Annotated in this window: 26 protein-coding genes; 15 read left to right on the forward strand and 11 right to left on the reverse strand. The window is 67.3% G+C overall.

Annotated features, from left to right (window positions below; translation table 11 throughout):
* Positions 1 to 30 precede the first annotated feature (30 nt).
* Together M1247_RS15165 and M1247_RS15170 are read right to left on the reverse strand one after the other, a co-directional pair.
* Positions 31 to 981, reverse strand: a complete 951-nt coding sequence (locus M1247_RS15165; protein WP_317157173.1) for a M56 family metallopeptidase — start codon at positions 979 to 981, stop codon at positions 31 to 33.
* A 14-nt stretch (positions 982 to 995) separates the two neighbouring features.
* Positions 996 to 1,412 (reverse strand): BlaI/MecI/CopY family transcriptional regulator, encoded by a 417-nt coding sequence (locus M1247_RS15170; RefSeq protein ID WP_317157174.1) that lies wholly within the window; start codon positions 1,410 to 1,412, stop codon positions 996 to 998.
* A gap of 224 nt (positions 1,413 to 1,636) precedes the next feature.
* On the opposite strand from M1247_RS15170, the gene M1247_RS15175 reads away from it, so the two are divergent.
* The 8 genes from M1247_RS15175 to M1247_RS15210 all read left to right on the forward strand — a co-directional run bounded on the left by M1247_RS15175 (position 1,637) and on the right by M1247_RS15210 (position 7,366).
* Positions 1,637 to 2,407 carry an iron reductase gene (locus M1247_RS15175; protein WP_317157175.1) on the forward strand — a complete coding sequence of 257 codons (771 nt, stop codon included), beginning with the start codon at positions 1,637 to 1,639 and terminating at the stop codon, positions 2,405 to 2,407.
* Positions 2,408 to 2,562: 155 nt separating this feature from the next.
* Positions 2,563 to 2,964 carry a PaaI family thioesterase gene (locus tag M1247_RS15180; protein WP_317157176.1) on the forward strand — a complete coding sequence of 134 codons (402 nt, stop codon included), beginning with the start codon at positions 2,563 to 2,565 and terminating at the stop codon, positions 2,962 to 2,964.
* Between the two features lie 57 nt (positions 2,965 to 3,021).
* Positions 3,022 to 3,324: an urease subunit gamma gene (locus M1247_RS15185; RefSeq protein WP_317157177.1), complete on the forward strand. Its 303-nt coding sequence runs from the start codon at positions 3,022 to 3,024 to the stop codon at positions 3,322 to 3,324.
* A 10-nt stretch (positions 3,325 to 3,334) separates the two neighbouring features.
* Positions 3,335 to 3,649 (forward strand): urease subunit beta, encoded by a 315-nt coding sequence (locus M1247_RS15190; protein ID WP_317157178.1) that lies wholly within the window; start codon positions 3,335 to 3,337, stop codon positions 3,647 to 3,649.
* Complete coding sequence (locus tag M1247_RS15195) at positions 3,646 to 5,367, forward strand: urease subunit alpha (RefSeq protein WP_317157179.1); 1,722 nt, start codon at positions 3,646 to 3,648, stop codon at positions 5,365 to 5,367. Before M1247_RS15190 ends, M1247_RS15195 begins: the two co-directional genes overlap by 4 nt.
* On the forward strand, positions 5,367 to 6,002 hold the full coding sequence (locus tag M1247_RS15200; RefSeq protein ID WP_317157180.1) for an urease accessory protein UreF: 636 nt from the start codon (positions 5,367 to 5,369) through the stop codon (positions 6,000 to 6,002). The genes M1247_RS15195 and M1247_RS15200 overlap by 1 nt, the downstream gene beginning before the upstream one ends.
* A 24-nt stretch (positions 6,003 to 6,026) precedes the next feature.
* The gene (gene ureG / locus M1247_RS15205) at positions 6,027 to 6,713 is read left to right on the forward strand and encodes an urease accessory protein UreG (protein ID WP_317157181.1); all 687 of its coding nucleotides are present in this window, start codon (positions 6,027 to 6,029) and stop codon (positions 6,711 to 6,713) included.
* A complete protein-coding gene (locus M1247_RS15210) occupies positions 6,713 to 7,366 on the forward strand; it encodes an urease accessory protein UreD (RefSeq protein WP_317157458.1) in 654 nt (217 codons plus the stop codon). The genes ureG and M1247_RS15210 overlap by 1 nt, the downstream gene beginning before the upstream one ends.
* Here the strand turns inward: M1247_RS15210 and M1247_RS15215 are convergent.
* The 3 genes from M1247_RS15215 to M1247_RS15225 form a co-directional block, all read right to left on the reverse strand.
* On the reverse strand, positions 7,363 to 8,736 hold the full coding sequence (locus tag M1247_RS15215; RefSeq protein WP_317157182.1) for a type II NADH:quinone oxidoreductase Ndh: 1,374 nt from the start codon (positions 8,734 to 8,736) through the stop codon (positions 7,363 to 7,365). The two genes, M1247_RS15210 and M1247_RS15215, sit on opposite strands and share 4 nt — an antisense overlap.
* Before the next feature lie 116 nt (positions 8,737 to 8,852).
* Positions 8,853 to 9,779, reverse strand: coding sequence for an LLM class F420-dependent oxidoreductase (locus M1247_RS15220; RefSeq protein ID WP_317157183.1), 927 nt, complete (start codon positions 9,777 to 9,779; stop codon positions 8,853 to 8,855).
* Positions 9,780 to 9,799: 20 nt separating this feature from the next.
* Entirely contained in the window at positions 9,800 to 10,474 is a 675-nt protein-coding gene (locus tag M1247_RS15225) for an SDR family oxidoreductase (RefSeq protein ID WP_317157184.1), read from the reverse strand.
* A 133-nt stretch (positions 10,475 to 10,607) separates the two neighbouring features.
* On the opposite strand from M1247_RS15225, the gene M1247_RS15230 reads away from it, so the two are divergent.
* The 3 genes from M1247_RS15230 to M1247_RS15245 all read left to right on the forward strand — a co-directional run bounded on the left by M1247_RS15230 (position 10,608) and on the right by M1247_RS15245 (position 13,739).
* A complete protein-coding gene (locus M1247_RS15230) occupies positions 10,608 to 11,414 on the forward strand; it encodes an ABC transporter permease (protein WP_317157185.1) in 807 nt (268 codons plus the stop codon).
* Positions 11,411 to 12,490 (forward strand): sulfate/molybdate ABC transporter ATP-binding protein, encoded by a 1,080-nt coding sequence (locus tag M1247_RS36425; protein ID WP_410506873.1) that lies wholly within the window; start codon positions 11,411 to 11,413, stop codon positions 12,488 to 12,490. The genes M1247_RS15230 and M1247_RS36425 overlap by 4 nt, the downstream gene beginning before the upstream one ends.
* A gap of 223 nt (positions 12,491 to 12,713) precedes the next feature.
* On the forward strand, positions 12,714 to 13,739 hold the full coding sequence (locus tag M1247_RS15245; protein ID WP_317157186.1) for an alanine and proline-rich secreted protein Apa: 1,026 nt from the start codon (positions 12,714 to 12,716) through the stop codon (positions 13,737 to 13,739).
* 15 nt (positions 13,740 to 13,754) lie between these two features.
* Here M1247_RS15245 and M1247_RS15250 read toward each other — a convergent pair whose 3' ends face one another.
* On the reverse strand, positions 13,755 to 14,012 hold the full coding sequence (locus M1247_RS15250) for a CDGP domain-containing protein (RefSeq protein WP_317157187.1): 258 nt from the start codon (positions 14,010 to 14,012) through the stop codon (positions 13,755 to 13,757).
* Positions 14,013 to 14,453: 441 nt separating this feature from the next.
* On the opposite strand from M1247_RS15250, the gene M1247_RS15255 reads away from it, so the two are divergent.
* Positions 14,454 to 14,720: a GlsB/YeaQ/YmgE family stress response membrane protein gene (locus M1247_RS15255; RefSeq protein WP_317157188.1), complete on the forward strand. Its 267-nt coding sequence runs from the start codon at positions 14,454 to 14,456 to the stop codon at positions 14,718 to 14,720.
* Positions 14,721 to 14,973: 253 nt separating this feature from the next.
* On the forward strand, positions 14,974 to 15,975 hold the full coding sequence (locus M1247_RS15260; RefSeq protein WP_458695227.1) for a zinc-binding alcohol dehydrogenase family protein: 1,002 nt from the start codon (positions 14,974 to 14,976) through the stop codon (positions 15,973 to 15,975).
* 15 nt (positions 15,976 to 15,990) lie between these two features.
* Here the strand turns inward: M1247_RS15260 and M1247_RS15265 are convergent, their stop codons facing one another.
* Positions 15,991 to 16,464: a hypothetical protein gene (locus tag M1247_RS15265; RefSeq protein ID WP_317157190.1), complete on the reverse strand. Its 474-nt coding sequence runs from the start codon at positions 16,462 to 16,464 to the stop codon at positions 15,991 to 15,993.
* Between the two features lie 120 nt (positions 16,465 to 16,584).
* Between M1247_RS15265 and M1247_RS15270 the strand changes: the two genes are divergently transcribed.
* The gene (locus M1247_RS15270; protein WP_317157191.1) at positions 16,585 to 17,166 is read left to right on the forward strand and encodes a CGNR zinc finger domain-containing protein; all 582 of its coding nucleotides are present in this window, start codon (positions 16,585 to 16,587) and stop codon (positions 17,164 to 17,166) included.
* Here M1247_RS15270 and M1247_RS15275 read toward each other — a convergent pair.
* Positions 17,163 to 17,927, reverse strand: coding sequence for a CPBP family intramembrane glutamic endopeptidase (locus tag M1247_RS15275; protein ID WP_317157192.1), 765 nt, complete (start codon positions 17,925 to 17,927; stop codon positions 17,163 to 17,165). The two genes, M1247_RS15270 and M1247_RS15275, sit on opposite strands and share 4 nt — an antisense overlap.
* A 38-nt stretch (positions 17,928 to 17,965) precedes the next feature.
* Complete coding sequence (locus M1247_RS15280) at positions 17,966 to 20,347, reverse strand: phosphoketolase family protein (RefSeq protein ID WP_317157193.1); 2,382 nt, start codon at positions 20,345 to 20,347, stop codon at positions 17,966 to 17,968.
* Positions 20,348 to 20,384: 37 nt separating this feature from the next.
* Between M1247_RS15280 and M1247_RS15285 the strand changes: the two genes are divergently transcribed.
* Positions 20,385 to 21,860 (forward strand): acetyl-CoA acetyltransferase, encoded by a 1,476-nt coding sequence (locus M1247_RS15285; protein WP_317157194.1) that lies wholly within the window; start codon positions 20,385 to 20,387, stop codon positions 21,858 to 21,860.
* 4 nt (positions 21,861 to 21,864) lie between these two features.
* Here the strand turns inward: M1247_RS15285 and dthD are convergent, their stop codons facing one another.
* On the reverse strand, positions 21,865 to 22,638 hold the full coding sequence (dthD, locus tag M1247_RS15290; protein ID WP_317157195.1) for a D-threitol dehydrogenase: 774 nt from the start codon (positions 22,636 to 22,638) through the stop codon (positions 21,865 to 21,867).
* Between the two features lie 25 nt (positions 22,639 to 22,663).
* Positions 22,664 to 23,584, reverse strand: coding sequence for a sugar-binding transcriptional regulator (locus M1247_RS15295; RefSeq protein ID WP_317157196.1), 921 nt, complete (start codon positions 23,582 to 23,584; stop codon positions 22,664 to 22,666).
* Between the last annotated feature and the right edge of the window lie 90 nt (positions 23,585 to 23,674).

Genomic DNA, 23,674 nt, shown 5'->3' on the forward strand with positions numbered 1-23,674 from the left:
GGTGAACGCCGCTGCGGCGCAGAGTTATGCCTATCCGGCGAACAGCCGGTGCAGCTCGGTGAGCCAGGGAACGGCCACCGCGAATGTGGGGACGACCAGCACGGCGACTGCGCACAGGTACGCGACGACTGCCAGCGCGAGGCTGTTCGGCAGGCCGGCGAGCCGGCGGACCCGGATCACCGTCGTCGGCCCACCCGCGGCAAGGGCGCCGGACGGGGTGTGGCCGGAGGCGCACGCGACCAGGGCGCGGGCCAGGGGAGTGGGGCCCGCGGCGCGTACCGCGGCATCGTCGGCGAGCAACTCGATCAGGAGTCGCACCGCGTCCAGTGCGCTGGCGCTGCGGACGAACCGGGGGAACGCGGCATGTACCGCGGTGAACATCTCCAGGACGAGGTCGTGGCGGGCGCGCAGATGTGCCCGCTCGTGGCTCAGGATCGCCGCGATCTCGCTGTCGGACAGGGTGGTCAAGGTTCCTTCGCTGACCACGACCCGGCTGCGCACCCCGGGGAGGCAGTAGGCCAGCGGTTGGGCGACGTCGAGGATGCGCAGGCCGCTGGCCGGGGTGCGGAGATGGACGGGCACGGCGTCACGTGAGCGGCTCACCAGGTCGACCATCATGCGGTGATGTGCGCGCCGTCTGCGGGTGGCGACGGCGACCTGCAGTACCGCGATACACAGCCGGGCGCCGATGAACAGGGTGAGGCTGAAGACCACCACGTAGAGCAGCCACAGCGGCCACCCGAGGGCGCGGATCTCGCTGGTGATGGTTGCGGTCGGCCGACCGTCAGGACCAGGTACGAAGAGGCGGCTCGCGATCGCGATGCCTGCGGAAAAGGCCGAAAGTACGGCCGCAAGCGCGATCGACTGCCACAACACGATCGCCGCGCGGGGGGCGCGTAACGGCCACGACGCCCGCGCCAGCATTGCCGGCACTGGCCCAACCAGGGCCAGCGCGACGATTGTGAAGGCCAGCGCGGACACGCCGTAAGTCTCTCTCAGGCGACGGGGGAATTACCAGCCGGTGGGTCGATTCGGTCTTTGCTCTCGAGTTCTGCCAGCGCGCGTCGCAGTGCCTGGGCCTCGTCGGCGCCGACACGTTCGACGAAATGCACCAGCGCGGCCTGGCGGCTACCGGAATCCGCGGCCTGGTCGAGAGCGTCCACCATCAGGCCTGCGACCAGCTCGTCGCGGCCGTGGGTGGGCGCATAGCGGTGTGCGCGATCATCGCGGTGCTGAACGACGAGGTTCTTCTTCGCCAGTCGCTGCAGCACGGTCATGATCGTGGTGTAGGCCAAGTCGCGGCGGGCGGCCAGCGCCTCGTGGACTTGGCGCACTGTCTGGGGTTCGGGCGAGGACCACAAGTGATCCATAACCTCGCGCTCAAGCTCCCCTAGTCGCGTCAGTTTGGCCATGTTCCGTTCATTCTCCTGAGCAGTAGACCCAGCGTACTACGGGGTTACTACCGCGTGTCGTATCCGTCGGTGAGTGGTTGTGCTGCCGACCCGTTTGGGTGCCTCGTTCGAGGTCAGCCACCGTTCTTCGGGTGGCTGTGAAACGAATCACAGCGTCTGGACCTCAGTGCTCTCGTGACTATAGTAAGGCTAACCTAAGTCAATCTGGAACCTTCGGAGGTGCGATGACCGTCGTCATCGAGGACCCGCTCATCGCGGGTATGGCCATCAGGCAGACACTGCCGCTGCACGAATCGAGCCGGCGGCTGCGCGCGCTGTATCCGGAGTGCCCCCGGGTGTACGGGGTCGCAGTCATGGGGGACCTGTCGCGCCGTCGGTGGTGGCCGTTGGCGGAGGCGTTGAGCACCGACCGGCTTCAGGTGATGTTCGACACGGCGATGGCCGAGACGGGCAACCGGGCCGCTGTGGCCCAACAACTTGCCGCCACCCTTGCCCACGTCGTGATCGGCCGGGTGGTGCCGCTCCTGGTGCTGGAGGGTCGCGCCTGGGATACCGGCCTGGAGAACCTGTGGGTACACGTGGATTCCGAGGGCGCCATCGACTGGGTCGGCGTGGTCGATCCGATCCTGCGTGCGCTGCCGGGCGATGCCCAGTTCAGCGGGCGGGCCACCCGCCTGGCCAATGCCGGACGCGACGGGATCGTCGCACTTCCCGGCGAGGCGGCCCTGACCACCTGGGTCGCCCACCGCAGCCACCGGGCGCTGGAACCGCTGTTCGCCCGGTTGGTGGAGATCAGTGGTGGCGCGATGTCGGCCGCGGCGATGTGGCACATGGTCGGTGCCGCCGTCGTCAGCGCAGCCACCCAGGTGCCACTGCTGGCCGGATCGAGCGAGATCGTCAGCATGCGTCGAGGTCAGGCGGTGCTCGACGCGCTCGTCGGGTTCGGTCTGCCGGTCCGCGGCGAAAGCCGGGCAGGGAAGGTCTTGCTTAATTAGGGAAGGCTTGCCTATTATTTCGGTACGAGGCTAACGGACCGAGCCGGAGTCCTGAGGGCTGCAGAGACCCCCGGTCCACTCGAGGGCGGGTCCCGCGCAATATGTGCGGGGCCCGCCCGCATCTTTTGGATCGCCCGCCGTGTAAACACAAGGGCGTGACCACAGAATTGCCCGCCGGGCTGGGCGAAGGATTCGACACCGAGCTCGGGCTGACCTATCTCGAACTCACCGCAGACGGTGGCCGCGCGCAGCTCACGATTCACGACAAGCTGCTGCAGCCCTGGGGCATCGTGCACGGCGGCGTGTACTGCTCGATCGTGGAGAGCCTGGCCAGTGTGTCCGGTCACGTCTGGTTGTCGGAAAACGGCGGTGGCACCGTCGTCGGCGTCAACAACAACACGGACTTTCTCCGCGCGATCGGATCCGGCACCGTCACAGCGGTTTCCACCCCGATCCACCGGGGCCGCCGCCAACAGCTGTGGCTCATCACCCTCACCGACGAGAATGACCGCCTGGTGGCGCGGGGTCAGGTGCGCCTGCAGAACATGCCCGATTGAGGCTCGGCGTTCCGGCTGCGCTGCTGATTCGGCTCGGCCGTGGCAATATCGCGCACTATGCGTTTGACACCGCATGAGCGGGACAAGCTGCTCATCTCCTACGCCGCGGAGCTGGCACGGCGACGGCGGGCGCGCGGACTTCGGCTGAATCATCCTGAGGCGGTGGCGGTGATCACCGACCACCTGCTCGAGGGCGCAAGGGACGGCCGCACGGTCGCGGAGTTGATGGTCAGCGGTCGCGACGTGCTCCGCCGCGACGACGTCATGGAGGGCGTGCCCGAAATGCTCGACGACGTCCAGGTGGAGGCGACCTTTCCCGACGGCACCAAACTCGTCACCGTCCACCACCCGATCGCCTGAGGAGCGCGAGATGATTCCCGGCGAAATACTGTTCGGCGACGGTGATATCGAGCTCAATGCCGGCGCCGCCCGCCTCGAACTCGATATCGTCAACACCGGCGACCGCCCGGTGCAGGTCGGCAGTCACGTTCATCTGCCGCAGGCGAACGCAGCCTTGGACTTCGACCGGGCCGCCGCGCGCGGGCATCGGCTCGACGTCGCGGCGGGTACCGCGGTGCGTTTCGAACCCGGTGTCGCCCAACATGTGTGTTTGGTGCCGCTGGCCGGCAGCCGAGAGGTGTACGGGCTCTCCCTGAATGCGCCCGGCGCCTTGGATGTCTCGTGAGCGGGCTGTCGCGGGCCCGTTACGCGGCGCTGTTCGGTCCGACGACCGGCGACCGGATCCGGTTGGCCGACACCGATCTGTTCATCGAGATCACCGAGGACCGCAGCGGCGGGCCCGGACGCGCCGGTGACGAAGCCGTATTCGGCGGCGGCAAGGTACTGCGCGAGTCGATGGGTCAGGGCCGCGTCAGCCGGGCCGACGGCGCACCCGACACCGTCATCACCGGTGTGGTGATCCTCGACCACTGGGGAATCATCAAAGCCGACATCGGTATTCGCGACGGCCGAATCGTTGCGATCGGCAAGGCAGGCAATCCCGACATCATGTCCGGCGTTCATCCTGACCTTGTGGTAGGTCCGTCGACCGAGATCATCGGGGGCAACGGCCGCATCCTCACGGCGGGGGCCATCGACGCTCACGTACACCTCATCTGCCCACAACTCATGGACGAGGCGCTCGGCGGTGGCATCACCACGATCGTCGCAGGCGGCACCGGCCCGGCCGAGGGTAGTAAGGCAACCACGGTCACCCCCGGCTCCTGGCACCTGGCCCGGATGCTGGAATCGCTGGATTCCTGGCCACTGAACGTCGCGCTGCTCGGCAAGGGCAACACGGTCAGCACCGAAGCGATGTGGGAGCAACTCCGCGGTGGCGCAGCAGGTTTCAAACTGCACGAAGACTGGGGGAGCACTCCCGCGGCGATCGACGCGTGCCTGAGCGTCGCCGATGCGGCGGGGGTGCAGGTCAACCTGCACTCGGACACCCTCAACGAGACAGGATTCGTCGAGGACACCCTCGCCGCGATCAACGGCCGCGCGATCCACGCCTACCACACCGAAGGTGCCGGCGGCGGTCACGCGCCCGACATCATCACCGTGGCCGGGCACCCCAACGTGCTACCCAGCTCGACAAACCCGACACGGCCGCACACGGTCAACACCCTCGACGAGCATTTCGACATGTTGATGGTGTGTCACCACCTCAACCCGAGCGTTCCGGAGGATCTGGCATTCGCCGAAAGCCGCATCCGGCCCTCGACGATCGCCGCAGAGGATCTGCTCCACGACATCGGTGCGATCTCGATCATCGGCAGTGACGCGCAGGCGATGGGCAGGATCGGCGAGGTGGTGCTGCGGACCTGGCAGACCGCACATGTGATGAAACGACGCCGCGGCGCCCTACCGGGCGACGATCGTGCCGACAACAACCGCGCCCGTCGCTACGTCGCGAAATACACCATCTGCCCGGCGATCGCGCACGGTCTCGATCGTGAGATCGGCTCGGTGGAGGTTGGCAAGCTCGCCGATCTGGTGCTGTGGGAGCCCGCATTCTTCGGTGTGCGCCCCCACGCGGTAATCAAGGGCGGCATGATCGCCTGGGCGGCGATGGGCGATGCCAATGCCTCCATCCCGACCCCGCAGCCCGTCCTGCCGCGGCCCATGTTCGGCGCGGCCCCGGCGGCGGCCGCCGCCACCTCGGTGCACTTCGTGGCACCGCAGGCCATCGAGGACGGTTTGGCCGAACGACTCGACGTGCGCCGAAAGCTGGTGGCGGTCGGCAATGTTCGACACGTCGGTAAGGCCCAGATGCCGCTCAACGACGCGCTCCCGCACATCGAGGTCGACCCCGACACCTTCACGGTGCGTATCGACGGTCAGGTGTGGCAGGAGCAGCCTGCCGCCGAATTGCCCATGGCGCAGAGATACTTCCTGTTCTAGTGAGCACGCTGGCGACAATGCTGACCCTGGCCGATTCGCGGTTGCCCACGGGCGGGCACGTGCACTCCGGAGGTGTCGAGGAAGCGGTGAGCAGCGGCCTGCTCACCGACGGTGTGACCTTGCGGGCATACCTGGTCCGGCGCATCCGCAGCCACGGACTGGTCTCGGCGTCGATGGCGGTTGCCGTACACACCGGCGCCTTCGGTCCTGACACTGCCGACGCCGAAACCGATGCGCGCACACCGTCAGAGGCGGCCCGGTCGGCCTCCCGCGCCCAGGGCCGTGGATTGGTGCGGCTCGCCCGCCGGGTATGGCCGCAGTGCGACTGGGACGCGCTGGGCGCCAGACCCCATCTGGCAGTGGCCGCCGGTGCGGTCGGCGCCGCGTCCGGTCTGGACCCCACCCAGACGGCGCTCGCGACGGTGTACACCACCATGACCGGTTCGGCGACCGCCGCGCAGCGGCTGCTGGCACTGGACCCGGCAGAGGTCGCCGTGCTGACATTCGAGCTGTCACCGTTGTGTGAGGCGACCGCCACCGAAGCCACCGGCGGGCCTGCCGACCTGTCCGATCCGCTGCTCGATGTGCTGGCCGAGCGGCACACCGAACGTGAGCGGCCATTGTTCGTCTCGTGAGCATCCTTCTCTGAAAGGCACGTCATGCCACCACATTTTCTCGATGGTGAACCCCACACCCACCGCGAGCGGCCAAAACGGGTGCGGCAACCGGGTGAGGCCCTGCGCATCGGGGTCGGGGGCCCGGTCGGTTCCGGCAAAACCGCGTTGGTGGCCGCTTTGTGCAGGCAGCTGCGTGACGAGTTGTCGCTGGCGGTGCTGACCAACGACATCTACACAACCGAGGACGCGGACTTCCTGCGGCGGCATGCGGTCCTGCCCGACGAGCGCATCGCCGCCGTGCAGACCGGGGGATGCCCGCACACCGCGATCCGCGATGACATCACCGCCAACCTCGACGCCATCGACGATCTCGTCGCGGCCAACCCGGGGCTGGACCTGATCCTGGTCGAATCCGGCGGGGACAATCTCACCGCGACATTCTCCTCGGGCCTGGTGGATGCGCAGATCTTCGTCGTCGATGTGGCCGGCGGTGACAAGGTCCCGCGTAAGGGCGGTCCGGGGGTGACATTCTCAGATCTGTTGGTGGTCAACAAGACCGACCTGGCCCCACTGGTGGGTGCCGACCTTGAGGTGATGCGCCGCGACGCTGCGAAGGTCCGCGCAGACCGGCCGACGGCGCTGATCTCGCTGACCGAGGATCCGGCGGCGGGACCGGTATTGGCCTGGGTCCGCCTGCAACTGGAGACCGTGCGGGTGCCCGCGGTGTGATGCGCTCCGAACTGGTCATCGTGGCAAGTCCCGGCCGGTTGCCCCGCATCGAAGCCAGGGGTGGCCTCACCGGCCGCTGCACCGAACCCGACACCGTGCACCTGGTCTCCACCGCGGCGACGCCGCTCGGCGGCGACACGATGACGGTGCGGGTAACCGTCGAACCGGGGGCCCGGCTACGGATTCGCACCGTGGCTGCCACCGTGGCGCTACCGGGCGCCGATACGGCACGGTCGACGGTCCGGTGGGACATCGACGTCGCCGGGCAACTGGATCTCGATCCGCAGCCCACCGTGGTGGCCGACGGCTCCGAGCACGAGACCTCGGTACATCTGCGCCTGGCGGGCGCCGCACAGGTGCGGTTGCGGGAACGGATACAGATCGGCAGATCCGGTGAGCGCGCCGGATTCTGGTCAGGGTTGTTGTACGCGGACCTCACCTCACCGGACGCGGCCGTGCCGCTGTTGCGCCACCGGATCGAACTGGGTTCCGGGGCCCTCGGCGATGACGTGCTCAGCGCACCCCGGGCATGCGTCAGCGAGTTGCGTTATCCCCAACCATCATTCGATGCTGCGGGCACTGTGCTGCAGCTGGCGCGCGGCGGGAGTCTGGCCACCTGGCAGGGTGACCGGCTCCCGCCGTCGCACTGCTAGGACGCCGCTTTTTCCGTCTCCTGCACCGAGGCAGCGATCTCTTCGAGTTCCTCGATCCGGGTGCGGGCGTAGGCCTGCTGCTCGGTGATGGTGAGCTGGCCGCGCTTCGTGCTCAGGAACGTCACGCCCCAGGACAGGACCGTCACGAGCCTGCTCTTGAACCCGACCATGTACACCAGGTGCAGTACCAGCCAGGACAGCCAGGCGAAGACTCCGCTGAACTCGATCGGGCCGACTTTGGCGACCGCCGAGAACCGCGACACCGTCGCCATCGAACCCTTGTCGAAGTACTCGAACGGGGCACGGATCTTCGGGCTGGTGCCGCTGACCTCACGCTTGATCAACTTGGCCGCATACCGGCCGCCCTGGATCGCGCCCTGTGCCATGCCGGGCACGCCCTCCACAGCGGCCATGTCACCGACCACGAACACGTTGGGATGGCCCGGCAGGGTCAGATCGGGCTGTACCTTGACCCGGCCGGCCCGGTCGAGTTCGACCCCGGACTGCGCGGCGAGATCCTTACCGAGCGGGCTGGCCGAGACACCGGCCGACCACACCTTGCACGCCGATTCGATGCGCCGCAGTGTTCCGTCGGAATCCTTGACCGTCAGGCCGTTGCGGTCGACGTCGGTGACCATGGCGCCGAGCTGAACTTCGACACCCATCTTCTCCAACCGGGCCTGGGCCCGTTTGCCGAGCTTCTCGCCCATCGGGGGCAGCACGGCAGGTGCGGCGTCGAGCAGGATCACCCGGGCCTCGGTCGGATCGATGTGGCGGAAACTGCCGCGCAGGGTCTGATCGGACAGTTCTGCGATCTGCCCGGCCATTTCCACGCCGGTCGGCCCGGCGCCCACCACGGTGAACGTCAGCAGCTTCTCCCGGCGCACCGGGTCACTGGACCGCTCGGCCTGCTCGAACGCGCCGAGGATGCGCCCGCGCAGTTCCAGGGCGTCGTCGATCGTCTTCATGCCCGGGGCGAACTCGGCGAAGTGATCGTTGCCGAAGTAGGACTGACCGGCGCCTGCGGCGATGATCAGGCTGTCGTACGGCGTCGAGTAGGTGTGCCCCAGTAGCACGGAGTCGACGGTCTGCTTCTCCAGGTCGATATGGGTGACGTCCCCGAGCAACACCTGCGCGTTGCGGTTCTTACGCAGGACCACCCGGGTGGCCGGGGCGATCTCGCCCTCGGAGATGATGCCGGTCGCCACCTGGTACAGCAGCGGCTGGAACAGGTGGTGGGTGGTGCGGGCGATCAGCTTCACGTCCACATCGGCGCGCTTGAGGGTCTTGGCGGCGGTGAGACCGCCGAAACCCGATCCGATGATGACGACTTTATGCCGATCCGATGCCGTAGCTCCGGGATGGCTCATTGCTGCTCCTCGCGGACGTATTCCCAGTTGGTAAACCCATAGGCCGTTTATTCAACCAATAGGCTAGTCGGCGCCATTCCCACCAGCGCGGTGAGATGGGTAACCACGCCGAATGTTTACCCGGAAATCATCGGCTGCAGTGCCTCGCTCACCGCGGTGATATTGCCGGGGATGTAGCCGCCCATGGTCACCGGGCTGAGGATGACGCCGTCGACACCAGCGTCGAACACCTTGGTCTTGAGCTGTTCGGCGACCTGCTCGGGGCTGCCGAACACGGCTTGCTGCTTGAAGTCGTCGGGGATGGCGTCGGCGGTGAACTGTTCCCCGATCAGCGCGACCGCCAGCATGCTGGTCTCCAGCGTCGCGGGGTCCCGGTCGATCGCCTCGCAGCTCTGCCGCAGCACGTCGATCTTGCGGGGCAACTCGTCGAAGCCCGCGATGATGTTGAGATGGTCGAAGTGCCGCGCCGCTAGCGGGATGGTCTTCTTCTCGCCGCTGCCACCGATCATCAGCGGAATGTGGTCGCGGAAGCGAGGATTGGCCATCGCCTCGACCGTTCGGTAGTACTTGCCGGTGACGGTCGGACGTTCGCCTTCGAGCATCGGCAGGATGATCTGCAGAGCCTCGTCCAGCTTGTTGAAGCGGTCGGTGAACGTGCCGAACTCATATCCGAGCTGATCATGCTCGAGTTCGAACCACCCCGTGCCGATGCCCAGGATCGCCCGGCCCTGGCTCATCACGTCGAGTGTGGTGATGGCCTTGGCCAGCAGCGTCGGGTTGCGATAGGTGTTGCCGGTGACGAGCGTGCCGAGCTGGACGCGTTCGGTCGCGGCGGCCAGACCGCCCAACGCGGTATACGCCTCAAGCATCGGTTCCTCGGGGGCGCCGAGGCCGGGCAGTTGGTAGAAGTGGTCCATCACGAAGACCGAATCGAAGCCTGCGGCCTCGGCTTCTCGGGCCTGAGCGATGACGGTGGGGAAAATTTCGGCGACGCCGGTGCCGTAGCTGAAGTTCGGGATCTGGAGTCCGAGTCGGATAGTCACTCCACCGACCCTAACGCGCATTATCCGACGGTGGCGAGCGCACCCCGACTGACGTGCAGCGTCTGTCCGGTGATGTGGCGGGCGGCGGGCGTGCTGAGAAACAGTGCGAGCCGCGCGAACTCGTCGGCGACCGGCGGCGGCGTGCTCCCCAGGCCGTCATAGCCCGGCTCGGCGCTGCGACCGCAGGCGACCGCATTGACGGTGATGCCGCGCGTGCCGAAGTAGTCGGCCTGTCCCGCGGTCCATTCCGACAGGGCCGCTTTGACGGCGGATTCCGCGCTGCCCTCCTGGGGACTCTCGGTCACCAGGTTGACGATGGTTCCGCCGGAGCGAAGGTGGTCGCCCACGATCTGCACGGTCAACGCCGCCGCAACCACCGTGGCGTCGAGGGCATGGCGCCACGCAGCAGACAGATCGGCCAGTGTGAACGTCCGGGGGTCTTTGGCCGGCCAGAGCGGGGCGGGCACGTTGACCAGAGTGTCGAGGTGATGGGGGAACTGGCTGCGGGCGTCTTCGAGACTGGCCGGATCGGTGTTGTCGAACACGATCGACTCGACATCGAGTTCTTTGGCCGCGACCTCAAGGTCGTCCCGGCGTGCGCCGGCGATGACCACGGTGTGGCCGGCATCCCGGAAACCCGCCGCGATCGCGCGGCCCAGCTCGGTGTCGCCGCCGGTGACCAGCACGTCCGCCATGATGTACCTCCGTGAACCCAGGTGATCGCCGCACGGGTCGGGACGATCAGTCCTCGATGTTACTGGACAGTAGCTAGCTGACGAAACTCGACGCGCCAGCTCCCGGCGCCCGGGGTCACTTAGGGTTTATCCGATGACGCAGACCAGCGCGCCGCAGCTGCCGCGCTGGATCTATCTACCCGCGGCGTTCGCTGCGGCGTTCGTGGTGTTACCGCTGGTGGCGGTCGCGCTCAAGGTGGATTGGCCGCGGTTCTGGTCATTGATCTCCAGCGACTCGTCCACCGCGGCGCTGCTGCTCAGCCTGAGAACCGCGGCGGTGAGCACGCTGCTGTGCGTGTTGCTCGGAGTTCCGCTGGCCTTGGTGCTGGCGCGCAGCGAAGGCCGGTTCGTCCGGTTCACCCGGCCACTGATCCTGCTGCCCCTGGTGTTGCCACCGGTGGTCGGCGGGATCGCCTTGCTCTATGCCTTCGGCCGACTCGGCCTGATCGGCCGGTACCTGGAAGCCGCCGGGGTTCAGATCGCCTTCACCACCACCGCGGTGGTGCTGGCCCAGACGTTCGTCTCGTTGCCCTTCCTGGTGATCGCGTTGGAAGGCGCGGCACGTACCGCCGGTGCCGATTTCGAGGTCGTCGCGGCAACTCTCGGTGCGCGACCGAGCACCGTGTGGTGGCGGGTGACGCTGCCGCTGTTGGGCCCGGGCCTGCTGTCCGGCGCGGTGCTGGCGTTCGCCCGTGCCCTCGGCGAGTTCGGTGCGACGTTGACCTTCGCCGGATCCCGCGAAGGCGTCACCCGGACGCTGCCGCTGGAGATCTACCTGCAACGGGAGGCCGATCCCGACGCCGCTGTCGCGCTGTCGCTGCTACTGGTCGTGGTGGCGGCCGTGGTGGTGATCGGCTTGGGCAGTCGCCGGTTGCGGGTGGGCGGGGCGAACGTGACATGAGTGGGCTGCAGGTGCGTGCGGTCGTGGAACGTCGCGTGGACGTCGAGTTCAGCGTCGGGCCGGGGGAGGTGCTGGCCGTCCTCGGGCCCAACGGTGCGGGGAAATCGACGACGCTGCACGTCATCGCCGGTCTGGTGGCCCCCGAACCCGGCTTCGTGGCCGCAGGCGACCGCGTGCTGACCGATACCGCAGCCGGGGTGCGGGTGGCCACCCATGACCGCCGGGTGGGTCTGATGCTGCAGGATCCGCTGCTTTTTCCGCACCTTGACGCGGCGGCCAACGTTGCGTTCGGCCCACGCAGCCGGCGCCGCGCTGCCAGGGCCGCCGCGCGCGCGTCCGCGCAGCGCTGGCTGGCCGAGGTCGACGCCGCAGATCTGGCCGACCGGATGCCACGGCAGCTGTCCGGCGGGCAGGCGCAACGCGTGGCGCTCGCCCGTGCACTCGCCGCCGAACCCGATGTGCTGTTGCTCGACGAACCGCTGACGGGACTCGATGTGGCAGCGGCCACCGCCATGCGTCAGCTTCTGCGCCGGGTGCTGACGCGGGACGGGCGGTGCGCCGTGCTGATCACCCACGATCTGCTCGACGTGCTCACCCTGGCTGATCGGGTGGTGGTGCTGGAATCCGGCAGGGTCGTCGAAACTGGCTCGGCTGCAAAGGTGTTGGTGACACCGACAAGCAAGTTCGGCGCCCGGTTCGCCGGGGTGAACCTGATCAGCGGAACATTGGGCGCCCACGGTGTGCTCACCACGACATGGGGTGCGCACTGGCACGGCACTCCCGCTGCTGACGTTGTCGAATCTGCGCCGGCCGTGGCGGTCTTCGCCCCGGCGGCGGTGGCGGTCTACCGACAGGCGCCGCATGGCAGCCCGCGCAACACCGTCGCGGTGAGAATCGCGGAGTTGGACAGCCGCGGGCCTGGCATCCGGGTGCGAGCCGACGAGCAACCTGACGGTGCGCCGGGATTGGCTGCGGACATCACCGCAGAGGCCGCAGCTGAGTTGCGGCTCGTGCCGGGGGACCGGGTGTATTTCTCGGTCAAAGCGCAGGAGGTCGCTGTCCACGCGAGCGCGTAACGGAGCGGGCGGGCGCAACGATGAAATGGTCGGAATCCCGGCGCATTCTCCGTCGGCGACGGGTGGCCGCCGGGCCCGGCGTGGCGCTCGGTGGCCTTGTGCTGTCAGCAACTCGCTAGAGTGCTGTCAAACGCACGTCTTTCGCTCACAGCTAACTTCCAGTTGGACACTCTAAGAGCAACTCACACTTGCGTCACGGCGGTAACACGGTAGTTTCTTCCCCATGCACGAGTCGGACGCGGTGTCTCATCGACGCAAAGGTCTTTCGAAAAAGTTGATGTTGGTCGCGGTGACCGGCGCAACGGCGGTGGCCGTGGCGTTGCCGTCAGTGGCGAATGCCGATCCGGAGCCGCCGCCTCCGCCGCCCCCTGGCAACACCTTCCTGCCCGCAGCGCCGCCTGCTCCCGGTGCGCCTGCGCCCGCACCGGCACCCGCGCCTGCACCGGCGCCCGCACCAGCACCAGGGGCGCCCGTGCCCGTGCCGCCGCCCGCCGATCCGAACGCCCCGCCGGCCCCGCCTGCCGATCCGAATGCGCCCCCGGCGCCCGCGCCCGCGCCGGCCCCCGAACCCGGTCGGATTGACAATGCGGCCGGTGGTTTCAGCTATGTCGTGCCCGCGGGCTGGAAAGTCTCCGACGCCACCCAGCTTTCGTACGGCCAGGCACTGCTGACGAAGATTCCGCCAGAGGGCACCCCCGAGCCGCCGAATGACACCAGCGTGCTGCTCGGTCGTCTGGACCTGAAATTGTTCGCGGGCGCCGAATCGGACAACAGCAAGGCCGCCGTGCGGCTGGCCTCCGATATGGGCGAGTTCTTCATGCCGTTCCCCGGAACCCGGGTCAACCAGGAGACAGTGCCGCTCGACGCGAACGGGATGACCGGCGTCGCTTCGTATTACGAAGTGAAGTTCACCGACGCCAACAAGCCCAACGGTCAAATCTGGGCAGGCGTGGTGGGTGCGCCGACGGCGCCGGGAACACCGCGCGGTCAGCGGACCCCCGAACGTTGGTTCGTCGTCTGGCTGGGGTCGGCCACCAACCCGGTGGACAAGGCCGCCGCCGCAACACTGGCGAACTCGATCCGCCAGTGGGCTCCGCCCGTGGCGCCGCCACCGGATCCGAATGCGCCACCGCCGCCCGCTGATCCGAATGCGCCGCCCGCTGATCCGAATGCGCCGCCGGCGCGCCCCGGAGTCGGTGTGCCGGTTCCCGTCACAGACGCCCCGCCGGAGATGCTGCCCCCGGCCTGACGGCTGGGCGCGGCATCACGGCCCGACGTAGGGCACGTTTCCGGCCAGGTTGTTGACGTTCATCAGGTAGCAGTTGGTGCCGCCGAAGCCCATCGCGCCCGCAGTCACGCAGCGCTGAAAGGTGCCATCCTGGGCGACCGGTCCGTCGCAGGTGGTGCCGCCGCCCCACGGTGACCAGCCTCCTTGGCATCCGGCGTCCGCGGGCAGTGCAGTGGCCAAGGCGATACCGCTCGCCGCGAGCGCCCCGACAGCCAACCCGATCAACGTTTTCATCATTGCCTCCTACGTCAAAGGCGGTCTCACCATCGTTTGCTGACTCCTCGTTGTTACGCATGTGGCAGGTGTGGCTGCAGGTGCGGGTTGAGGTAGCCATCGGATCGGCGACGAGCTTGGCGCGACTCTCGGACACTGACCGCCCGATGCGGCCTGCCGTTGCCTCTGCACTGCATGGGGACGACCTTTCACCGCTTCGCGAAGCCGCCGCTCCCGACGGCGTCGCACCTCACACGGCGAGTTGCCAGACACTCCCGAGAATAGCCAGCTGTCCCCGGGTCGACAATGTGATGTGCGTTTGCCCACCGGTTCGCGCATCCCGATATGTCCGCCGGATGTTGCAGTGATTGACAACTGATCGTTCCCGATAAACCAGCCGATCCGTTACGTTCGGCAGGTATACCGATGTCTAGTAGCTAACCGTTCTCGGGAAGGATTCTCGTGGGAAGCATCATCGGTACCATCATTTTCGGCGCGATCATTGGGGCTCTCGCGCGCCTCGTTATTCCGGGCAAACAGGCGATGGGTTGGATAATCACCATCGTCATCGGCGTCGTCGGCGCGCTCATCGGTTATTGGCTCTGGGGTTTGATTGCGGGCGAGGGTAACGCCGACACGGGAGGGATCGATTGGATCCGATGGATCATCAGCATTGTTGTCGCCGTAGTCCTTACTCTCGGCTACACGGCTGCTACGCGTAAGAAATAGCTCCAAGCGCATCGTGGGTGCGGCGGGTGTGAGCATCATGCGTCGAAGTTTGCGTCATCAAGGCGATGGGCGGTTATGCACTTGACAACTGTGGGGCCCCGCGGTGAGCGGACCGCTGTTGCCAGAGTGGGAAGTCCGTCGTGCCCAACGTAGCCATCGGTTGCGATTCGGTCGTACGGTTATCGACTTCGTTTGCGGAGAGGATGTTGAATATTCGGCGCTGCACAACTGAGGCGATATGACCGCGGGGACCATGGCCGCGTGGCAGGTCGTGCGGCCGGGGCCGATCGCCACGCGTCCGCTGGACCACGTCACGGTGCCCAGACCGGAACCCGGCCCCGGCGAACTGCTTGTCGCGGTACTGGCATGCGGCGTCTGCAGGACTGACCTCCATATCGCCGAAGGAGATCTCGCCGTCCACCGGCCGCGGGTCATACCGGGGCACGAGGTGGTCGGTGAGGTGATCGCGGCCGGACCGGATGCCGGCCCTGATTTCAGTGCAGGCGACCGCGTCGGCGTGGCGTGGCTGCGCGATACCTGCGGGCGCTGCCGCTACTGCACCCGCGGCCGGGAGAACCTGTGTCCCCGGTCGCGTTACACCGGATGGGACGCGGACGGTGGATACGCGGAATTCGCCACCGTCCCCGCCGCTTTCGCACATCGACTACCGGCGGGATACTCCGATACCGCACTCTCGCCATTGTTGTGCGCCGGGATCATCGGCTATCGCGCCCTGCTGCGCACCGACCTGCCTGCGGGCGGCCGGCTCGGCCTCTATGGCTTCGGCGGCAGTGCCCATCTGACCGCCCAGATCGCGTTGGCCCAGGGAGCGCGGGTTCATGTGATGACGCGGGGTGAGAAGGCCCGCGAACTGGCGCTCGCACTCGGCGCGGCGTCGGCGCAGGGGAGCATGGACAGGCCGCCGGAGCCGCTGGATGCGGCGATCTTGTTCGCGCCGGTGGGCGAGTTGGTGCCGCCCGCCATGGAGGCGCTCGACCGCGGCGGCGTGCTGGCGATCGCGGGCATCCATCTCAGTGACATCCCCAGCCTGAACTATCAGCGACATCTCTTCCAGGAGCGCGAGATTCGTTCCGTCACCGCGAATACCCGGGCCGACGCCCGGGCGTTCCTTGCGTTCGTCGGTGACCACCGCATCGAGGTCACGGCTCCGCAGTATCCACTGGACCGCGCCGACGAGGCGCTCGGTGATCTCAGCGCCGGGCGGATCTCCGGGGCGGCCGTGCTGGTGCCGTGACCATGGCGGATCCGCTCAGAGTGCCGCGAGTGCGGCACCCAGCCGGCCCGTCAGATCGCCGCTGCCGACCAGGTAGAGCGGTCCCCGCCCGTCGGTGAGCACCCGGTTCAACCGGGCCATGCCGCGTGCGTTCACCGGCAGGGGCGAATGCAGGCGTAGCGTGATCGCGTCGATCACCGGTCGCGCGTGAGCAATGTTGTTGCCGTGCAGCGGGATGCAAGATGACGGTGTCATGCTGCCGTCGGCTTCACACACCGCGAGGCGAAACGCGCGGGCAATCGCCTCACGTTCGCCGACAGAGGTCAACCGGTCGGCACGCACGGCGAGCGGGCTGCCCGGAGGGGCGGGCGTTCCGACCGCGAGCATTGCGTCGAGTTGACCGGACCGCAGCCGCGCGGTCAGCTTGGCGCGCATCGAAGCCTGGCAGCCGTCGTTCCCCAATCCGGTCGGCGTTGATGCAGGAGTGGCGGAAATTCGGTTGTCGGTCATGTCGGTTACCTCGTAGTTTTCTGAATGCCCCACCCGAGGGTGCGGCTGTCTACGAGGCTAGGCCAGTCATGAGTGACCGGTCAAACTATTTAGATGGTCACGAGGGCCTAGACTGGTGCCATGACGTCGTGGAGCGGCGATGCCGAGTCCAAGCCGGCGCCGGGGCCGCTGGCCCGTATCCAGGCGTTGGTGAACACGATCGAACTGCCCGACGGGTCCGACCGACTCGCCGGCCCGGCAGACGCCGCGCCGTTTCTGGTCGACAACGCCCTGATCGGCACCGGAGCCACGCCGACCGCCGCCGAACTCGCCCTGCTGCGTGATGTCAGGGAAGCGTTACGTGCACTGTTGATCCACAACTCGGGCGGCCCGCCACCGGCGCCGGAGGCCCTTCAGACGCTGCGGTCGGTCGCGGCCGCGGGTGCCGCGCAGGCCGACGTCGCCGCCGATGGGCAGGTGCAGTTGCGCGCAGCCGGGGACAGCGTGGCGGAGCGACTCGTCGAACTACTGCTGGTGATGCGCGACGCGCAACGCGACGGCACCTGGGGGCGGTTGAAGGCCTGCGCGAATGCGGAGTGCACGTGGGCGTTCTACGACCGTTCCCGCAACCGCGGCGGGAGCTGGTGCGACATGTCCGACTGCGGAAACAAGATCAAGAACCGGGAGTTTCGCGCGCGTCGGCGCGCAGCGGGTGAACGCTAGGTCGACAGGTGCCAGACCATGGCGGCCGCCAGTGCACCCAGTCCGTTCAATGACCAGTGCAGCGCGATCGGCGCCAGCAGGCTGCCGCTGCGCTTGCGCAGCCAGGTGAAGACGAAACCGGCGAATCCGGTGGCCACCACCGCGAGCACGACACCGGCGACGGTGCCGAGAATGCCACCGCCGAACAGCCTGGTGAAGCCGACGTTGCTGCTGGTGAGACCCACTGAGGTGGCGATGTGCCACAGACCGAACAACAGTGACCCACCCGCGGCGACCCCGCGGAAGCCCCACGCCCGGTCGAGGGCGCCGTGCAGGACGCCGCGGAACGCCAATTCCTCGGGGATCACGGTCTGCAACGGGATGATGACCATAGACGCGATCAACGCGCCCGAGATGGTGGCGTAGTTGTCGTTCATGAACATCGGACGGGTCCACGGCAGCAGCGCCCCGATCCCGATCACCGAGACGACCAGGACCACCGCGCCTGCCGCGTACCCGGCGCCGGACTTCCAGTGCTCCCGGCTCAAACCCAGCTCGGCCCAACCCAACCCGCGCGCTCGAACCAGGATCAGCAGGCCGATCGCAGCCGCGGGGACAGTAGCGATACTTGCCCACGGTGTGGTGAAGTGCGCGATCAGGTTGGTGATCGTCAGAACGACGACGACCACCGCGATATCGGCATAAATCCGGAAATGGTGTAGCGCCGAAAGCTGGGCGACCAGCGGATGAGGGGGCGCGACCACGGCGCTCTGGTCAGACATAACCCGGCCAGTTTACCTGCGTCGGGCAATGCCCCAGGTCAATCAGAGTTTTGTGACCAGTCCCACGTCCATTCCGATATCGCCGGATCGTCCTCGCCGTGTTCGCGGGTGTAACGACGCGCCGCCAGCCGGGCGTCGGCCATCTCCTGGCGCAGCCCGGCGGCACCGGCGCCGAGTCCGGGAACCCGGTCGATGACATCCATGACCAGATGAAAGCGGTCCAGGTCGTTGAGCATCACCATGTCGAACGGGGTGGTCGTGGTACCCCGCTCCTTGAAACCGCGCACATGGAGCTGGTCGTGATTGGCGTGGCGGTACGTGAGCCGGTGGATCAGCCACGGATAACCGTGGTAGGCGAAGATGACCGGCTTGTCGGTGGTGAACACCGAGTCGAACTCCCGGTCGGAGAGGCCATGGGGATGTTCGGACTCGGGCTGCAGCCGCATGATGTCGACGACGTTGACCACCCGCACCTTCAGCTCCGGCAGCCGGCGACGCAGGATGTCCGCGGCGGCCAGCGTCTCCAGCGTCGGGATGTCCCCGGCACAGGCCAGCACCACATCGGGCTCGGCTGTCGTGGTGCTCGCCCACTCCCAGATCCCCAGACCGCGCGTGCAGTGGGCGATCGCCTCATCCATCGAGAGGTACGTCAGCGCCGGCTGCTTCCCGGCGACGATGACGTTGATGTAGTGGCGGCTGCGCAGGCAGTGATCGGCGACGGACAGCAGCGTGTTCGCGTCCGGCGGCAGGTACACCCGGACCACCTCGGGGCGCTTGTTGGCGACGTGGTCGATGAAGCCCGGGTCTTGATGCGATGCCCCGTTGTGGTCCTGACGCCACACATGCGAGGTCAGTAGGTAGTTCAGCGACGCGACCGGGCGGCGCCAGGTCAGTTGCGAACTGTTGAACAACCACTTGGCGTGCTGGTTGAGCATGGAGTCCACGATGTGCACGAACGCCTCGTAGCAGTTGAACAGGCCGTGGCGGCCGGTCAGCAGATAGCCCTCCAGCCAGCCCTGGCACAGATGCTCGGACAGCACCTCCATCACCCGACCGTCCGGCGCCAGGTTCTCGTCATCGGGCCCCGTCTCGGCCAGCCACGCCTTGTCGGTCGCCTCATATACCGCAGCGAGCCGGTTCGACGCCGTCTCGTCGGGACCCATGAGCCGGAACCGGTCGGTGTTGCGGGCGATCACGTCCCGCAGGAAAGTCCCCAGCACGCGGGTGGCTTCGGCGGTACCGGTGGCGGGATGCTCGACGGCGACGGCGTAGTCGGTGAAGTCCGGCAGGTCCAGGTCGCGGAGCAGCACACCGCCGTTGGCGTGCGGATTGGCGCTCATGCGGCGGGCACCGGTGGGCGCCTGCGCACGCAGCTCGGGCAGCAACGCCCCGGCCTCGTCGAACAATTCCTCGGGCCGGTAGCTGCGCAGCCACTCCTCGAGCTGGGCCATGTGGGCGGGATTCGTGTGGGTCTCCGACAGCGGCACCTGATGGGCCCGCCACGTTCCCTCGACTTTCTTACCGTCCACTTCTCTGGGGCCGGTCCAGCCTTTCGGGGTACGCATGATGATCATGGGCCACAGCGGGCGGCCGCGTTCGCCGTCGAGCCGGGCCGCCCGGCGGATGGCCGCGATCTGATCGAACGCCTCGTCGAGTGCGGTGGCGAGCTGCTGATGCACATTGGCCGGATCGTCCCCGGCGACCGTGATCGGCCGATACCCGTAACCGAGCATCAACGATTCCAGTTCGTCGGCCGGGATGCGTGCCAGCACAGTGGGATTGGCGATCTTGTAGCCGTTCAGATGCAGGATGGGCAGTACCGCGCCGTCGGTCACCGGGTTCAAGAACTTGTTGGAGTGCCAGCTCGCCGCCAGCGGACCCGTCTCGGCCTCACCGTCGCCGACCACGCACGCCACCACCAACTCCGGGTTGTCGAACGCCGCGCCGTAGGCGTGGACCAGGGCATAGCCCAGCTCGCCGCCCTCGTGGATCGAGCCGGGAGTCTCGGCGGCCACGTGGCTGGGAATACCGCCCGGAAAGGAGAACTGCCGGAACAACGCTCGAAGCCCGTCGACGTCTTCGCCGATACCGGAATAGATCTCGCTGTAGGTGCCCTCGAGGTATGCGTTGGCCACCAGCCCCGGCCCGCCGTGTCCTGGACCGGTGACATACATGACGTCGGCGTCGCGTTCCCTGATGATCCGGTTGAGATGCGCATAGATGAGGTTGAGGCCGGGTGTGGTGCCCCAGTGGCCGAGCAGCCGGGGCTTGATGTGTTCAGCGGCCAGTGGTTCGGACAACAACGGGTTGTCCAGCAGATAGATCTGCCCGACGGACAGATAGTTGGCAGCCCGCCAGTAGGCGTCGAGCTGTTCGAGTTCCTGGTCGGTCAGGGCCGGGGAGAGGGTCGCGTCGCTCATGTCTTCCATCGTGACGTGCGTCGGCTACGTTCGCAGCATGTCAATCGATCCCAGGACACCGGTGCTGGTCGGCTACGGCCAGGTGAACCAGCACGAGGACAATCCCGAGGTGGAGCCGGTCGACCTGATGGTGGCTGCCGCCAGGGCCGCAGCCGATCCGCGGGTGCTCGAGGCGCTCGACTCCGTCCGCGTCGTCAACCTGTTGTCCTGGAACTACCGCGACCCCGGGCTGTTGCTGGCACAACGCCTCCGCGCCGATCAGGCGGCCACCCGTTACACCGGGGTGGGCGGCAACGTGCCCCAGACTCTGGTGAACGAGGCCTGCGGCGACCTCGTGGCCGGACGCGCCGATGTCGTGTTGATCGCGGGTGCCGAGACGTGGCGTACGCGCAGCAAGCTGCGCGCCCGCGGTGCCCGGGCGGAATGGACCCGCCAGGACGAATCGGTGCCGATCGCACCCGGCGCACACGAAGGGGTGCCGATGGCCGGTGACGCCGAGATCCGGATCTCGCTGGACCGCCCGGCCTACGTGTATCCGATGTTCGAGCAGGCGCTGCGCATCGCCGCGGGCGAATCCAGCGACCGGCACCGGCACCGGATCGGCGAGCTGTGGTCACAGTTCAGTGCGATTGCCGCCGGCAACGGGCACGCCTGGAGCCGGGACCAACTGACTGCCGCGCAGATCGCCGAGCCCGGCCCGGGCAACCGGATGATCAGCTGGCCCTACACCAAGCTGATGAACTCCAACAATATGGTGGACCAGGGTGCGGCATTGATCCTGACCACTGCGGAGAAGGCGACGTATCTGCAAATCCCCACCGACCGTTGGGTTTTCCCATACGCAGGCACGGACTCACATGACACGTACGCGATCGGAGAGCGGGCTGAACTCCACCGGTCACCGGCAATCCGCATCGCCGGGCGACGCGTACTGGAGCTCGCAGGGATGGGCATCGACGATATCGACCTGGTGGATGTGTACTCCTGTTTCCCCTCAGCGGTCCAGGTCGCGGCAACCGAACTCGGCCTGCCGCTGGGAGATTCGTCCCGTCCGCTCACCGTCACCGGTGGCCTGACCTTCGCCGGCGGGCCGTGGAACAACTACGTGACCCACTCGATCGCCACCATGGCCGAGAAACTGGTGGCCAACCCGGGCGCGCGTGGGCTGATCACCGCCAACGGCGGCTACCTGACCAAGCACAGTTTCGGTGTTTACGGCACGGAGCCGCCACCGCAGGAATTCCGGTGGGAGGATGTGCAATCCACCGTCGACCGCGAACCGACGCGCACCCTGGAAGTGCAGTGGAGCGGGACAGGGACCGTTGAGTCGTGGACCACGCCGGTGGGGCGGGACGGTTCGCCCGAGAAGGCCTTCCTCGCGGTGCGCACCCCCGACGATGCCCGCACGCTGGCGCGGATCACCGACGCGACCGAGGTGGCGGCGACGGTGGCCGAGGACATCGCCGCGGCAAAGGTCCAGGTGCATGCCGACGGCACCGCGACGTTGTGCTGAGCGGCTATTTGATGGTGTAACCGCCGTCGATCACCAGGTCGGCGCCGTTGATCATTGCAGCGGCATCCGATGCCAGATATACAGCGGCGGCGGCGATCTCGTCGGGGTAGGCAAACCGGCCGGTCGGAATCAGCTGCTTGAGCGCATCGCCGCGGGGCCCGTCCCAGGCCTTGTGGCCCAACTCGGTGAGCACCACGGTCGGGGAGATGGTATTGACCCGAACACCGCGGCCGGCCCATTCGGCGGCCAGGACTTTGGAGACGCCGACCACACCGAACTTGGAGGCGCAGTAGGCCACGTGCTGATCGAGTGCCACACTCGCCGCCTGCGAGGCCATGTTGACGATCGACCCTCCGCCGGATGCCAACATGCGGTTGCCCACGGTCTGGCACATCAGGAACGTGCCACGCAGGTTGATGTTGATGGTGGCATCCCAGTCCGCCAGAGTCAGGTCCTCGGCGGGGGCGAGCCGCGCGATCCCCGCGCTGTTGACCAGGATGTCGATCTGCCCGAACGCATCGACGACCGCGTCGACCGCGGTGGCCACCGACTCGGGATCGACCACATCGCAGTGGAAACCCCGATGGTCCGAACCGAGCGTCTGCGCGGTCTGTTCGGCGCCTGAGGTGTTGAGATCCAGTGCGGCGATGCGGGCTCCCTTGGCGGCATAGGCAGCGGCGATGGCAGCACCGATCCCGGACGCGGCGCCGGTCACCACAGCGACCCTGCCGTCCAGCCGGAAGTCGAGATCCACTGGGCGCTGCGGTGTTTCGTTCATCTAGGGCAACCTTTCGATATATTCGTCAGTCGAGTACCGCGGCGGCGATCTCGACATCGGTGACAAGTGAGGACACCATTCCCGACCGCAGCACGGCGCGTGTCGCGGTGATCTTCTCCGGGCCGGTGGCGATCGCGATGACCGTGGGAATCGCGCGCATGGTGGATTCGTCGACACCCATCCGACGGTCGTCCATACCGGCCAGGCGGTTGCCGTCGGCGTCCAGTAGCAGCGCACACGTCTCGGCGCAGACGCCGGCGGCCGCCAACTGACGCACTTCTTCGCTCGACAGTGATCCGTGCACCTGCGAGGCGCCGTCGACCCATGCGCCGACCGAGACGATGGCACAGGTGACCTTGGCATGCTGACCGAAGGTTTCCTGGATTTGCTGATTGCCTGCGAGGCTGGCGGCCGTGCGCGCATCCGAGACCACCAGCGGGGCGTACAGCGGCCATGGTCTGCCGCCGCTGATCTCGCTGATCCGCCGGACCAGGTCAGCGCCGTTGTGGGAAATCGCCCCTGCCATGCCGGTCAGTTGGACGACATCGCAGTGCGGCAGTTCGGTCAGGTGATCGGCGATGTGGGCCAGGGTGCGGCCACAATCCACGCCGACCACGTCGCCGGGCCGCAGGATCGATTGCAGTAGTTCGGCCATCGCTTTGGTCACGGCGGCAACCCGCGCGGCGGTGTCGCCGGAATCGGCAGTGACGGCATAGGCGTGTTGGAGGCCGTAGCGGCGCTGTAACGCGGTGGACAGGTTGACGTCGACCGAACCTGGATTGTGGATCTTGATCTCGACCATGCCGGATTCGAGGGCTTCGTCGAGCATCCGCGCGACCTTGAACCGGGAGATGCCGAACTCCTCGGCGATCTGGATCCTGGTGCGTCCTTCGAGGTAGTAGCGGCGTGCGATCGCCACGCGTTGGAACAGCGCATCCGGTCCCATGCTGCATCCCTTCCCGAGGCAGTTGCCGTCCACCGTCATACTCGTGCACATATGTGCAGCCGCGTTGACACATGAGCATAGAGCACTGCA

Source organism: Mycobacterium appelbergii, from assembly GCF_032883035.1.
In the GTDB taxonomy this organism is placed as follows: domain Bacteria; phylum Actinomycetota; class Actinomycetes; order Mycobacteriales; family Mycobacteriaceae; genus Mycobacterium; species Mycobacterium appelbergii.